Origin of the sequence: Flavobacterium chungangensis (genome assembly GCF_042654045.1) — a bacterium.
GTDB lineage: Bacteria > Bacteroidota > Bacteroidia > Flavobacteriales > Flavobacteriaceae > Flavobacterium > Flavobacterium chungangensis.
Window position 1 is genome coordinate 280,761 of the sequence record NZ_JBHSFY010000005.1, and the last position, 13,084, is coordinate 293,844.

The 13,084-nt window shown below is 33.9% G+C and carries 15 protein-coding genes; 9 read left to right on the forward strand and 6 right to left on the reverse strand.

Features of this window, described 5'->3' with window-relative positions; genetic code table 11:
• Window positions 1-16: 16 nt before the first annotated feature.
• Together ACFO3N_RS10405 and rplS are read right to left on the reverse strand one after the other, a co-directional pair.
• On the reverse strand, window positions 17-2,236 hold the full coding sequence (locus ACFO3N_RS10405; RefSeq protein ID WP_379797505.1) for an NADP-dependent isocitrate dehydrogenase: 2,220 nt from the start codon (window positions 2,234-2,236) through the stop codon (window positions 17-19).
• 280 nt (window positions 2,237-2,516) lie between these two features.
• The gene (gene rplS / locus ACFO3N_RS10410; RefSeq protein WP_144214894.1) at window positions 2,517-2,867 is read right to left on the reverse strand and encodes a 50S ribosomal protein L19; all 351 of its coding nucleotides are present in this window, start codon (window positions 2,865-2,867) and stop codon (window positions 2,517-2,519) included.
• Between the two features lie 261 nt (window positions 2,868-3,128).
• Here rplS and ACFO3N_RS10415 point away from each other — a divergent pair, with 261 nt between their 5' ends.
• Window positions 3,129-3,866 (forward strand): hypothetical protein, encoded by a 738-nt coding sequence (locus tag ACFO3N_RS10415; RefSeq protein WP_379797507.1) that lies wholly within the window; start codon window positions 3,129-3,131, stop codon window positions 3,864-3,866.
• A 77-nt stretch (window positions 3,867-3,943) separates the two neighbouring features.
• Here the strand turns inward: ACFO3N_RS10415 and trmD are convergent, their stop codons facing one another.
• Complete coding sequence (gene trmD, locus ACFO3N_RS10420) at window positions 3,944-4,624, reverse strand: tRNA (guanosine(37)-N1)-methyltransferase TrmD (RefSeq protein WP_095931371.1); 681 nt, start codon at window positions 4,622-4,624, stop codon at window positions 3,944-3,946.
• A gap of 197 nt (window positions 4,625-4,821) precedes the next feature.
• Between trmD and ACFO3N_RS10425 the strand changes: the two genes are divergently transcribed.
• From ACFO3N_RS10425 to ACFO3N_RS10460, 8 genes are all read left to right on the forward strand, one after another.
• Window positions 4,822-5,160, forward strand: a complete 339-nt coding sequence (locus tag ACFO3N_RS10425) for a hypothetical protein (protein ID WP_379797509.1) — start codon at window positions 4,822-4,824, stop codon at window positions 5,158-5,160.
• 68 nt (window positions 5,161-5,228) lie between these two features.
• Window positions 5,229-5,765: an NADPH-dependent FMN reductase gene (locus ACFO3N_RS10430; RefSeq protein ID WP_379797511.1), complete on the forward strand. Its 537-nt coding sequence runs from the start codon at window positions 5,229-5,231 to the stop codon at window positions 5,763-5,765.
• A gap of 31 nt (window positions 5,766-5,796) precedes the next feature.
• Complete coding sequence (locus tag ACFO3N_RS10435; RefSeq protein WP_379797513.1) at window positions 5,797-6,669, forward strand: sugar phosphate isomerase/epimerase family protein; 873 nt, start codon at window positions 5,797-5,799, stop codon at window positions 6,667-6,669.
• A gap of 11 nt (window positions 6,670-6,680) precedes the next feature.
• Window positions 6,681-7,586 (forward strand): archaemetzincin family Zn-dependent metalloprotease, encoded by a 906-nt coding sequence (locus ACFO3N_RS10440; RefSeq protein WP_379797514.1) that lies wholly within the window; start codon window positions 6,681-6,683, stop codon window positions 7,584-7,586.
• Window positions 7,587-7,596: 10 nt separating this feature from the next.
• Entirely contained in the window at window positions 7,597-7,947 is a 351-nt protein-coding gene (locus tag ACFO3N_RS10445; RefSeq protein ID WP_379797646.1) for a cupin domain-containing protein, read from the forward strand.
• Between the two features lie 142 nt (window positions 7,948-8,089).
• Window positions 8,090-9,244, forward strand: coding sequence for an MFS transporter (locus tag ACFO3N_RS10450; RefSeq protein WP_253251866.1), 1,155 nt, complete (start codon window positions 8,090-8,092; stop codon window positions 9,242-9,244).
• Window positions 9,245-9,286: 42 nt separating this feature from the next.
• Window positions 9,287-10,219, forward strand: coding sequence for a peptidylprolyl isomerase (locus ACFO3N_RS10455; protein ID WP_250835211.1), 933 nt, complete (start codon window positions 9,287-9,289; stop codon window positions 10,217-10,219).
• 90 nt (window positions 10,220-10,309) lie between these two features.
• On the forward strand, window positions 10,310-10,633 hold the full coding sequence (locus tag ACFO3N_RS10460; protein WP_379797516.1) for a c-type cytochrome: 324 nt from the start codon (window positions 10,310-10,312) through the stop codon (window positions 10,631-10,633).
• 103 nt (window positions 10,634-10,736) lie between these two features.
• Here ACFO3N_RS10460 and ACFO3N_RS10465 read toward each other — a convergent pair whose 3' ends face one another.
• The 3 genes from ACFO3N_RS10465 to ACFO3N_RS10475 all read right to left on the reverse strand — a co-directional run bounded on the left by ACFO3N_RS10465 (window position 10,737) and on the right by ACFO3N_RS10475 (window position 13,083).
• Window positions 10,737-11,132, reverse strand: coding sequence for a GreA/GreB family elongation factor (locus ACFO3N_RS10465; protein WP_095931379.1), 396 nt, complete (start codon window positions 11,130-11,132; stop codon window positions 10,737-10,739).
• A 375-nt stretch (window positions 11,133-11,507) separates the two neighbouring features.
• Window positions 11,508-12,062, reverse strand: a complete 555-nt coding sequence (locus ACFO3N_RS10470) for a thioredoxin family protein (RefSeq protein ID WP_379797518.1) — start codon at window positions 12,060-12,062, stop codon at window positions 11,508-11,510.
• A 127-nt stretch (window positions 12,063-12,189) separates the two neighbouring features.
• Complete coding sequence (locus tag ACFO3N_RS10475) at window positions 12,190-13,083, reverse strand: alpha/beta fold hydrolase (protein WP_379797519.1); 894 nt, start codon at window positions 13,081-13,083, stop codon at window positions 12,190-12,192.
• Window position 13,084: the final 1 nt, after the last annotated feature.

Genomic DNA, 13,084 nt, shown 5'->3' on the forward strand with positions numbered 1-13,084 from the left:
ACAGATGTATTCTGAATTATTTGATTTTAGCAACAATAGCGTTGAAAGTTTCACTAGGACGCATTGCTTTGCTTACTAACTCAGGAGTTGGTTGGTAGTAACCTCCAATGTTCTGAGCTTTTCCTTGAGCACCAATTAATTCTGCATCGATTTTAGCTTCGTTAGCTTCAAATTCAGCAGCAATTGGAGTAAAGATAGCTTGCAATTCAGCATCTTTAGTTTGAGCAGCCAAAGCTTGAGCCCAATAGAATGCTAAATAGAAGTGAGAACCACGGTTGTCAATTTGACCTACTTTACGAGCTGGAGATTTATCGTTAGCTAAGAATTTATCATTAGCTTGATCTAAAGTTTCAGATAAAACAATTGCTTTAGAGTTGTCTAAAGTTTGTCCTAAATGCTCTAAAGAAGCGCCAAGAGCTAAAAATTCTCCTAATGAATCCCAACGTAAGTATCCTTCTTCTGTAAATTGCTCAACGTGTTTAGGAGCAGAACCTCCAGCACCAGTTTCAAACAATCCACCACCGTTCATTAAAGGAACGATAGAAAGCATTTTAGCAGAAGTTCCTAACTCTAAGATTGGGAATAAATCTGTTAAGTAGTCACGTAAAACGTTTCCAGTCACAGAGATCGTATCTAAACCTTTAATGATTCTGTCTAAAGTAAATTCTGTAGCAGAAATTGGGTTTAAAATACGAATATCTAAGTTTGTAGTATCGTAGTCTTTAAGGTATTTTTGAACTTTTACGATCAATTCTCTATCGTGTGCTCTGTTTTCGTCTAACCAGAAAACAGCAGGAGTACTAGATAAACGAGCTCTGTTTACAGCCAATTTAACCCAGTCTTGAATAGGAGCGTCTTTTGCCTGACACATTCTGAAAATGTCATTTGCTTCAACATTTTGCTCCATTAAAACATTTCCGTTTTGGTCAACCACACGTACAACACCGTCACCTTTAATTTGGAAAGTTTTATCGTGAGATCCGTATTCTTCAGCTTTTTGAGCCATTAATCCAACGTTAGGAACACTTCCCATTGTTTTCGGGTCAAAAGCACCATGTTTTTTACAGAAATCGATAGTTGCAGTATAAACTCCAGCATAAGATCTATCTGGAATAACAGCAAATGTATCTTGTGCTTTACCTTCTTTGTTCCACATTTGTCCAGAAGTACGGATCATTGCTGGCATAGAAGCATCAACAATTACGTCAGATGGAACGTGTAAGTTTGTAATTCCTTTATCAGAATTAACCATTGCCAAAGCTGGTCCGTTTGCGATTGCCTGATCGATAGCAGCTTCAACTTCTGCTTGCTCAGGTCTTCCAGCAATTTTAGCGTAGATATCGCCTAAACCGTTTCTTGTATCAACGTTTAATTCAGCAAATAAAGAAGCGTATTTTTTGAAAACATCTGCAAAATATACTTCAACGATAGCGCCAAAGATAATTGGATCAGAAACTTTCATCATTGTTGCTTTTAAGTGTACAGAAAGTAACACTCCTGCAGCTTTAGCTTCAGCAATTACATCAGCAGCAAAAGCTTTTAATTTGCTTACGCTTAAAACAGAGCTGTCAATAATTTCTCCAGCTTTTAATGGAGTACTTGCTTTAAGAATAGTTGTAGTTCCGTCTTTAGCAACAAATTCGATTTTTACATCATTAGCTTCATTTACAGTTAATGATTTTTCACTTCCGTAAAAATCACCACCTGACATAGAAGCCACTTTAGTTTTTGAGTCAGCAGACCAAGCGCCCATTGAGTGCGGGTTTGCTTTTGCAAAGTTTTTAACTGCTCTTGGAGCTCTACGGTCAGAGTTTCCTTCACGTAAAACTGGGTTTACAGCAGAACCTAATACTTTTGCATATTTAGCTTTAATTTCCTTTTCAGTATCGTTTTGTGGATCTTCTGGGAAATTTGGTACGTTGTATCCGTGCGATTGTAATTCAGCAATAGCCGCTTTTAATTGCGGTACAGATGCTGAAATGTTTGGTAATTTGATAATGTTTGCTTCTGGCTGAGTTGCTAATTGGCCTAATTCTGCCAATGCATCTCCAGTTTTTTGAGCATCTGTCAAAGAATCTGGGAAATTTGATAAAATTCTTCCTGCCAGCGAAATATCTCTGGTTTCGATTTCAATTCCAGCTGTTGCTGTAAAAGCTTGAACAATTGGTAACAAAGAGTAAGTTGCCAATAACGGCGCCTCATCAGTTAAGGTGTAAAAAATTTTTGATTTATTCATTTTCTTTTTTTTTTATAATCGTATCGTCAGGAGTTAACGATGTAAAAGATATATTCGGCTCAAAATGAGCGGAGCAAATATAATAAAATCACAACGAAAACGGTTGAGTTTTGATGAGAAAAGACGAAATTAACAGATTGTTATTTCGAGCTCGTTAAATTGCTAAATCGATGATTTTGGTATTAAAAAATTACGGTTTTGTTAGTGGTAGAAATAGAACATAAAAAAAACTCGTTTCAAAGAATATGAAACGAGTTTTTTATAACATTTTGATAAATGATTATCTTCTTTTATCTTTAATCTTAGCTTTTTTACCAGTAAGTTGTCTGAAGTAGAAAATTCTAGCTCTACGTACAGCACCTTTCTTGTTAACTTCGATTTTTTGTAAAGCTGGTAAGTTTACTGGGAAGATACGCTCAACACCAACAGATCCAGACATTTTACGGATAGTAAAAGTTTCTGTGTTACCAGAACCTCTTCTTTGAATTACAACTCCTTTAAAAAACTGAGTTCTTGTTTTTTCACCCTCTTTAATTTCGTAGAAAACAGTAATTGTGTCTCCAGCTCCGAAATCTGGGAAATCTTTTTTAGCAACGAATTCGTCTTGAACGAATTTTAATAAATCTGCCATGATAATTTAAATTATGGTTTTTATATTAGAGCAACATTCACGGATCTCGCCAGAGGTTGGTCAAATTCGGGTGCAAATGTAGAAAATAATTATAAATTATGAATTATAAATTGTAAATTATTTTAACTGTTTGATAAAATGTGTTTTATGGTTCTAATTTATGGTTTTTTGTTGTTATGAATGTTTGAACAGGAGAATTGTATTTTTGTTATGTTATTTAAGGTGAAATCTTACATTTGCATAGGTTTTGATTAAAATACGATGGATAAAAATTATATGAAAGAATATATCGAGTTTTCTAATGAGTTTAGAAAATCGAATGGTTCAAAAGAAAGTGTTGAGAAAATGTATGACCTTTTGTATGAATTAGAAAGCATTGAGAAAAACAAACAGGAAAGTTTAGTTCTTTCAAATGTTTATATTCTTTTGGGTTTTCATAGATCAGCTTTTGAAACTTTTAAAGAAGTTGCAGATTCAAAAAATACAAAGGATACTTCTAAACTGTATGTTTTGGAGCAGAAAGCGAAATCGCATGAAAACAATTTTATTATAAAGGATCTTAGGAAACTTAGAGGGAAAAAAGAAAAAGTGCAATTAGTTCTGAATGATTTTTCACAGTCAAAAAAAGACGAAAAGAAATTTAAAATTAAAAACAAAAATATTGTTGTATTTAATAAGGTTCTTGAAAAAGATAAATTTTCAATTTACTTACCAAATAATCATATTGAAGCGTATTTTGATAAAATAGTTGAGCACATTAATTGGCTTTCAAATTGTAAAAACGAATTAATTGATTTTTATAACAAAGAACAATATGATTCGCAAATTAGGGCAGATCTTGATTGGTATGATACTTTAGAATTATATCGAGTTTTAATAATTATTAATGATGACGGTACTTTCACATCTGTTACTGCTGGAGATGATTTTTACCGAGATCATTTGCTGGACATAGAACTATCTGGCAATCAAATTACGTCTATGAATTATAACGGATAGATTTAAGTCTCAGTCACAGTTTTTGGTCTCAGTCACTAAAAACTGAACACTAAAAACTGAACACTGAACACTGCTTACTATTTATCTTCCAATAAATCTGGTCGTCTATTTTTAGTATGTTCATACGCCATGTCTTCTCGCCATTTATCGATTTTGGCTGCGTGTCCGCTGGTTAAAACTTCTGGAACTTTCCATCCTTTATAATCTGCAGGTCTTGTATATATTGGTCCTGAAAGCAAATTGTCCTGAAAACTATCTGTCAAGGCTGAGGTTTCGTCACTTAAAACACCAGGAATTAATCGAATTAAAGCATCAGATAAAACTATCGCGCCCAATTCTCCTCCTGACAAAACATAATCGCCAATTGAGATTTCTTTTGTAATAAAATGATCTCTAACTCTTTGATCAACACCTTTATAATGTCCGCATAAAATGATAATGTTTTCATACATTGACATCTTATTTGCCATTTTTTGGTCTAAAGTCTCGCCGTCAGGAGACATATAAATTACTTCGTCATATTCTCGCTGACTTTTCAAATGCGTAATGCAATCATCAATGGGCTGAATTGTCATTACCATACCCGCTCCGCCGCCAAAAGGATAATCATCTACACTTTTCTGTCTATTTGTGCTGTAATCACGAAGATTGTGAAAATGCACTTCGACCAAACCTTTATCAATGGCGCGTTTCATAATTGAAGCCTCAAACGGACTTCTTAATAATTCGGGTAAAAGTGTAATAATGTCAATTCGCATCTTTAATCGATAATTTCTTGCCGGCAAAGATACAAATATTGCATGGAGTCTTTTGGTAATAATTATATAACATACTTATTAAATTGTGTAAAAGTTAATGTTGTAACTTTATTTATCATTACATTCTTAATTATCAATGGTATAGCGGCCAAATCCAAACGTAAATTCAAATACTTATTATGAAAAAAACAATATTAATGTTCCCACTGCTTGCACTCTTTGTGTTCTCTTGTGCAAGTACGAGCTCAGCTACGGTCGTTGTGGGAGAAGCTAAATCGAAAGTGCTAAAAACATTAGGGAATCCAGTAAGAACTTTAGATAATAATCAAAATGGTGAAATTCTTGTTTACGCAGATCAAGTTTTTACTCAAGATGGAACAACATCATTGGCGGGATCAAACTACTGGCGTTACAATTATGTATACATAAGTAAAGAAGGTAAAGTTACATCAACACGACAAGAGAAACAGAATTATCCGCCTCAAGCAATTGATTCTGCAAAAATGGAAGGATTAAATTTATTGACATCTAAATAAGTTTATCCGAAATATTTTTGAACAATTCGTATTTTTAGATTCATTTAGAAATACGAATTGTTTATTTAATGACTTCACTCAAAATAAAAATCCTTCCCATATCTGGAAGTACGAGAAGTAATTCCAGTAATTTCAAAATTCTGAAATACATTTCAAATTACTTAAAACCTAATTTTGAAATAAAAATTTTCGAAGATTTAGAAAGCCTTCCTCATTTTAATCCCGATTTAGATACAGATAATCCTCCGCAAGAAATCACTTCATTTAGAAATAAAATAAGAGATGCTGATGGCGTTATTATTTGCACGCCCGAATACGTGTTTAGCCTTCCGGGAAGTTTAAAAAATGCTTTAGAATGGTGTGTTTCAACAACTGTCTTTTCAAACAAAATAACAGGACTAATTACAGCTTCAGCTTCTGGAGAAATGGGACACGAACAGCTTTTGCTGATAATGAAAACGCTTGAAGCAAAATTTGATGATGCGACACAGCTTTTAATTCAGGGAGTTCGCGGAAAAGTTAGTGCTGAAGGCGAAATCATATCAGAACAAACTGCAGAAGCACTTCAAAATTTTGCAGAAAACTTTAAGAATCAATTTTTATAATATATTTACTTTCTGAAATTTATATCATAAAATGATTAGCAGAAGAAATTTTATCGTAACCACAGGTCTTGCTACAACAGCTGTTTTGGCTTCACCATCATTTGCATTTTCTATGAATAAAAAAGAAATAGGCTTACAACTGTATACGCTTCGTGAAGAACTTCCGAAAGATGTAAAAGGAACTTTAGAAAAAGTTGCCCAAGCAGGTTTTACCAATGTCGAAACATACGGTTTTTCGATAAAAGATCAGTTTTGGGGATTAACGCCAAAAGAACTTAAAAAGATTTTAGATGATAATGGATTGAAAGCCGTTAGCGGACATTACAATTTAGGAAGCTTTTTGTACGATGGAAACACCGAGGAACTAATTGCGTCAATTGAAGCTGCTAAAATTCTAAAAAGCGAATTTCTAACTGTTCCATGGGTTGATGAACCTTTCAGAAGAAATATTGAAGATTATAAAAAGATAGCCGCTCGTGTAAATGAAGCTGCAAAAATGTGTAAAAATGCAGGTTTGAAACTGGCCTATCATAATCATGATTTTGAATTTCAAAAGTACGATGGCGTAACGGGTTATGAAATTTTATTAAAGGAAACCGATAAAGATTTAGTCTTTTTTGAATTGGATTTGTATTGGGTAATTCATTCTGGAAATGATCCTTTAAAATTATTCAAAGAAAATCCCGGCCGCTTTAAAATGTGGCATGTAAAAGATAAAGACAAAATAAATAATGAACTGAATACCGAAGTTGGTTCTGGAACGATCGATTTTAAACCTATTTTTAAAGAAGCAAAACAATCGGGAATGGTTCATTTTTTTGTAGAACAGGAGAATAATTTTGCTTCAAATTCTTTTGAATCGATTAAGACGAGTTGTGATTTTATTTCGAAAAATTTAATCTAGTAAATTGATTTATGAAGAAACTTCTTTTATTGATTTTTGTGATTCTTTGTTCATGTCAATCTGATAAAAAGGAAAAAGCAAGTACGTTGTCACAACCAACTTTACAGCAAATATTACCGCCTGAGCCTTATTTTGTAGATATTAAAGTTAATGATGTTAAGCTTGCTGAGCCAGTTTTTGGCGATTGGCTGTATTCTCGTAACGAAAAAGGGCAGACTTATGAGCAGTTTATTAAAACAAAACATGTTGTTCCATCCAAAGAAGAAAATATTATTTATCTGCAGCCTATAGGAACATTTAATTCGTTGCAAGTCAAACAAATTGAATTGGTACGTCAATATTTGCAAATATTTTTTCAGCTAGAAACCAAAGTTTTAAAAGAGGTTTCAAATGATATTATTCCGAATAATGCTAGAAGAATTGGAGATGTTGGGCAGGAGCAATTTTTAGCAGGTTATATTTTAACCGATGTGTTAAAAAAAGAAAAGCCCGATAAAGGAGTTGCTTTAATGGCGATAACAGAAAAAGATTTGTACCCAAAGCCAGAATGGAATTACGTTTTTGGATTAGCATCTTATAGAGATAAAATTGCGGTAAGTTCTATGTACAGAATGCAAAAAGAAGCAGACTTTAATTTGAGTTTAGATCGATTATTGAAGATTTGTTCGCACGAAATAGGGCATATGTTCGGTTTGCATCATTGCATTGAAGCGAATTGTGTTATGAACGGAACAAATAGCATGGTAGAAACAGATAGACATTCCCTTAGATTGTGTTCTCTTTGTCAAAGAAAACTAAATTCGGGATTAAAATACGATAATAAAAAAAGGTTACTTGAGTTAGAAAAGTACTTCAAGGGAAATAAATTAAATGAAGGTTTAGAATTGATGGAAAAAGACCTTAAAAGCATTCAATAAAAATAAAAAGATTATGAGTTTAGGAACAAGCAAAGAATTTATAAAAGGTGACGAAATAGAGTGGGAAGTAGTCGGAGAAGGAATAAAACGCAAGATTTTAGCTTTTGACGAAAGAGTGATGCTGGTAAATGTCCATTTTGAGAAAGGTGGAATTGGTGTTTTGCACGAACATTATCATACACAGGTTACTTATGTAGCAAGCGGAAAATTCGATGTTACGATAAACGGTGTGACCGAAACGTTAAAGGAAGGCGATAGTTTTTACATTCCGCCTCATGCAATTCATGGAGTTGTTTGTTTGGAAACAGGAATGCTAACGGATGTTTTTGGCCCTGCGAGAGAAGATTTTTTAAAATCATAACAGGTTTAAAATCAGTTAATTTTTAGCTTTAAAATCCTGATCTAATCTTAAATTTAAAAATTTTATAACTTTTTTAAAGATTCAATTAAGATTAGATCGGTATTTTTGCAGCATGAATTTATCTAAAACAAATGTACTTTTTATGGCAGTTTGCACTGGTCTTATAGTTGCAAATCTTTATTACTGCCAGCCTTTGATTGTTTTAATTGCCAACGAATTTAAAATTCCTGAAGCCAGCGCCGGAACGATAACCTATCTAACTCAAGCAGGTTATGCGATCGGACTGTTTTTTATGGTTCCGCTTGGCGATAAAATAGAACGAAAAAGGCAAATTTTAATGACCACTTTTGCTACTGTAATTGCTTTATTAATTGCAGCAACAGCCAAAAGTTTTCTTGTTTTGCAAATTGCTTCATTGCTAATTGGAATCACGTCGATTGTACCACAGCTTATTCTTCCTCTTGCAGCTTCTTTAAGCGCGCCCGAAGAACGAGGGAAAGTGGTTGGAACTATTATGAGCGGACTTTTAGTTGGGATTTTGCTTTCGCGAACGTTAAGCGGATTTATCGGCCAAGTTTTAGGTTGGAGATCAATGTTTTATATCGCGGCCGGAATTTGTCTTTTGATCTTTTTTGTCATTCAAAGTAAATTTCCGCAGAATAAGCCACAGTTTCAAGGAACTTATGGCCAATTAATCCAATCTTTGTTTACGCTAATCAAAACACAGCCCGTTTTGCGCGAAGCAACGGCAATTAATGTTTTTAGTTTTGCTCAATTTGGAGCATTCTGGACTACAATGGTTTTGTTGCTTTCTGGCGAACCTTTTAATTTCAACAGTGCTACAATTGGTCTGTTCGGAATTGTTGGAGCTTCTGGAGCTTTGGCTGCGCCTTTGGTTGGGAAATTAGGAGATAAAGGAAACTCTAGAATTGCAGTAGGTTATGGCTGTTTATTAGTTTTAATAAGCTTTATAGTTTTCTATTTTGCTATTGAAAGTGTAATCGGTATTGCAATCGGAATTGTGTTTATTGATATCGGAATTCAAGGCGTTCACATTTCAAACCAAACACGAGTTTATTCGTTATTGCCAGAAGCAAGAAACAGATTGAATACGGTGTTTATGTCGCTTACTTTTCTAGGTACTGCTGCAGGATCTGCTTATGGTTTAATGTTGTGGAAATGGGGCGGATGGCACGCTGTAGCTATTGGATGTATGATTTTATCTACTTTGTCATTAATAGTCTATGGACTTACTTATAAATCAAAATCTAAAAAGGCAAAAGCGCAAATTGATTAAAAAATTAATTTGTAAATTTGCGTTCAAATTAAAAATAACAACATGGAAAACGGAATATACGCTAAATTTAATACTAGCAAAGGTTCAATTTTAGTAAAATTGACACACGATTTGACACCGGGAACTGTAGGTAACTTTGTTGCTCTTGCAGAAGGAAATATGGAAAATAAAGTGAAGCCTCAAGGACAAAAATTCTATGACGGATTAACTTTTCATAGAGTAATTGCAGATTTCATGATTCAAGGTGGTTGTCCAAAAGGAACTGGAACTGGAGATCCAGGTTATAAATTTGATGATGAATTTCACCCAAGTTTAAAACACGATCGTCCAGGAGTTTTATCTATGGCTAATTCAGGACCAGGAAGTAATGGTTCTCAATTTTTCATTACGCACGTTGCAACTCCTTGGTTAGATAATAAACATACTGTTTTTGGAAACGTTGTTGAAGGACAAGATGTTGTTGATGCTGTTGCTCAAGGAGACAATTTAGAGTCAGTTGAGATTATCAGAGTTGGAGAAGAAGCTCAAAAATGGAATGCAATTGAAGCTTTCATTGGTTTAAAAGGTGCTCGTCTAAAAAGAGAAGCAGCTTTAAAAGCAGAATCTGAAGCAAAAATGGAACAATTAGCTGCTGGTTTTGATAGAACAGAAAGCGGTTTACGTTATAAAATGATTCAAAAAGGAGAAGGAAAAAGAGCTGAAGCAGGAAAAACAGTTTCTGTTCACTACGAAGGTTCTCTAGAAAACGGAAAAGTATTTGATTCTTCTTACCCACGTAAAAAACCAATCGAATTCAAATTAGGAATTGGACAAGTTATTGAAGGATGGGACGAAGGTATTGCTTTATTGCAAGTTGGAGACAAAGCTCGTTTTGTTATTCCATCTGATTTAGGATACGGACCAGCTGGTGCTGGAGGAGTTATTCCACCAAACGCAACTTTGATTTTCGACGTTGAATTAATGGACGTAAAATAAGACTTTAAAAGCAATTTAGTATTGTTTTAAATAAATATCCCATAGGCTGTAGCTTATGGGATTTTTTTATATTTACTAAAAACATAAGGAATGAAAAAAACTATAATTCTAGTGGGAGCAGTCTTGATTCTTGCTGCCTGCGGTGCCAAACAATCCAAAGGAGAGACACCTCCGCCACCGCCACCTCCGCCATCAAAAGACGTATCTGCTAAGGATCTTATATTTGGTGATCCAGCGTTAGCGGAAGGAAAACAATTGTATGATAATAATTGTGCGAAATGCCATAAATGGTATGAGCCAAAACAATTTAGTAAAGAAGAGTGGAAACCAATTTTGGTAAGAATGCAGAAAAAGGCTAAACTTGATGATATAAAGATGGCATCGATAACCAATTTTATAGATTCTCAATTGTAGCACTTGTTATATAAAAACAAAAAACCGATTCATTATTGAATCGGTTTTTTGTTTTCAAATAGATATAAAAAAAACACCGTCACAAAATGAGGTGTTTTTAAATTTAAGAATGATGTACTGCAGAGTTATCTACAGCTATTACTTTTAAAGTTTTGATGCCAGCTGGTAATTCCCAATCAACCTCGTCATTTTCTTTAAACCCAATAATAGCAACACTTAAAGGCGCTAGAATTGATATTTTAGATTGTTTTACGTCTGCTGCTGAAGGTAAAACGATTTGAATTTTCATTTGTTTCTTGGCTTTTACATCTTCTATCGTTACAAATGAATTGATTCGGATTACCGAACTATCCAATTCGCTTTCTTTACTAATTACAGCGCGATCTAATTCTTGCGAAAGCTGATTGGCTTCTTTAGTATTTGTCGAGTTTTTACTTTTTAAAATCAATTCTCTTAAAAATTGATAATCTGATTTACAGAAAGTGGGTGTTGGTTTCATATCTATATTGAATTTATTGTTATAAAATTTTAAATAATGTTTTCTTCTTAGAATAATCTACAAGTAAAAATTTCTCTGACTTTAAAAGACAGAATCGAAATGTTTAATCTGAAAAACAAAAAAATATCTGATCAAAAATTGATTTTTGTCAAATAATAAAATGTTTAAGCTGATGTAAATCCTCCGTCAAAAAGAAGAAAAGTGAAGTAGACGGAGGCCTAAAAAATAAAGGCCTTATTATGTGAAATAATTACAGCAGGTAGCGGTTTTGCTAAGCAAAACGACTTTATAGAAGCTGTAAATGGTGTTTTATTTCCCATAAGGAGATTAAATTGATTTGCAAAGATAGTTAATCTTTTTGAATTTAGTGAGGTTTTACTTCCATTTAATGCCACAGCCCAAACTAGGTTTCTGTGGTTCTTTTAAACTTCTGTTGTAAATTAAGGCGTCAATTGCCCCTCTAAGGTCACTTCCGCTAAGAGGAATTCCGTTGCCAGGTCTTGAATCGTCAAGTTGCCCGCGATAGAATAATTTGTCTTGATTATCAAATAAATAGAAATCTGGGGTGCAAGCCGCTTGATAAGCTTTTGCTGTTTCCTGACTTTCATCGTACAAATAAGGAAAATCAATTTTGTTTTCCATGGCAAAGTCCGTCATTAATTCTGGACTGTCTTCAGGATACTTGACAACATCATTACTAGAAATGGCAATTACTCCAAGTCCTTGAACGCGATAATCATTCGCAATCATTACAATTTCGGTTATTACATGATGCACAAATGGACAATGATTACAAATGAACATTACCAAAGTACCTTTCGAACCTTTTAAATCTTCAAAAGAAAAAGTATTGTTCGAGTTGGTATCTTTTAGATAAAAATCAGGTGCAACTGTTCCTAAAGGAAGCATTGTTGATTCAGTTCGTGCCATTTTATTCGAAATTTGATTTTCAAAAGTAGCTTTAAAAATCTGTAAATAAAAGAGCATAATAATAAAAAATACCCAAAGAAAGCAGTTAGCTGATCCAGCTTGCTTCTTTGGATACTTTTTTAAGTTTTTATGAATTCAAAAAAGCCAGTAAATCTTCATTTAGCTTTTCTCTATCGGTATAAAAAAGTCCGTGAGGTGCACCTTCATATTCGATATAAGTATTGTTTGCTATAGATTTTGCTGCTTTTCTGGATGTTAGGTCAATCGGCACAATTTTATCATCGTCTCCGTGAATGATTAAAGTTGGAACTTTTATGAAATCTACTTCATCTCTAAAATCTGTGAATGAAAAAGATTCAGCGCATTTTAAAGTAGCTCGTGGAGAAGCCGCTGAACATAAAGCTCTGTAATATTCTAATAAAGGCGTGCTTAAAGGTTTGTTGATAATATTGACACCGAAAAATGTTTTTCCGAAATTATCAATAAAAGCAATTCTATCTTCTTTTATTGCTGCTGCTGTATTTTCGCTTTTTTCTTTTGGATGTCCGTCTGGATTATCATGCGTTTTTAACAGAAAAGGAATGATTGACGAAATCAAAGCGGCTTTTGTAACTCCTTTTCCGCCATGACGGCTGAAATAACGAACTACTTCACCACCGCCCATTGAGAAACCAACTAGAGTTACATTTTCTAATTCTAGTTGCTCAATAATTTCCTTTAGATCATCTGTCAAAGTATCATAATCGTAGCCATCCCACGGTTGAGAAGATTTTCCAAATCCGCGTCGGTCGTAGGCAATTACACGATAATTATTTTGTACTAAATGATCAATCTGATATTCCCACATTTCATTAGAAAGCGGCCAGCCGTGAATTAAGATAACAGGTTTTCCCTGACCGTAATCCTTTACATAAAGCCTCACATTTTGAGCAGTTTCTATATATTTATCGGTATGAACCTGTTTTAAATTAGATTCAAAATCCTTAATTGACATGCATGCATTTGGTTCAGTATGTTCCATG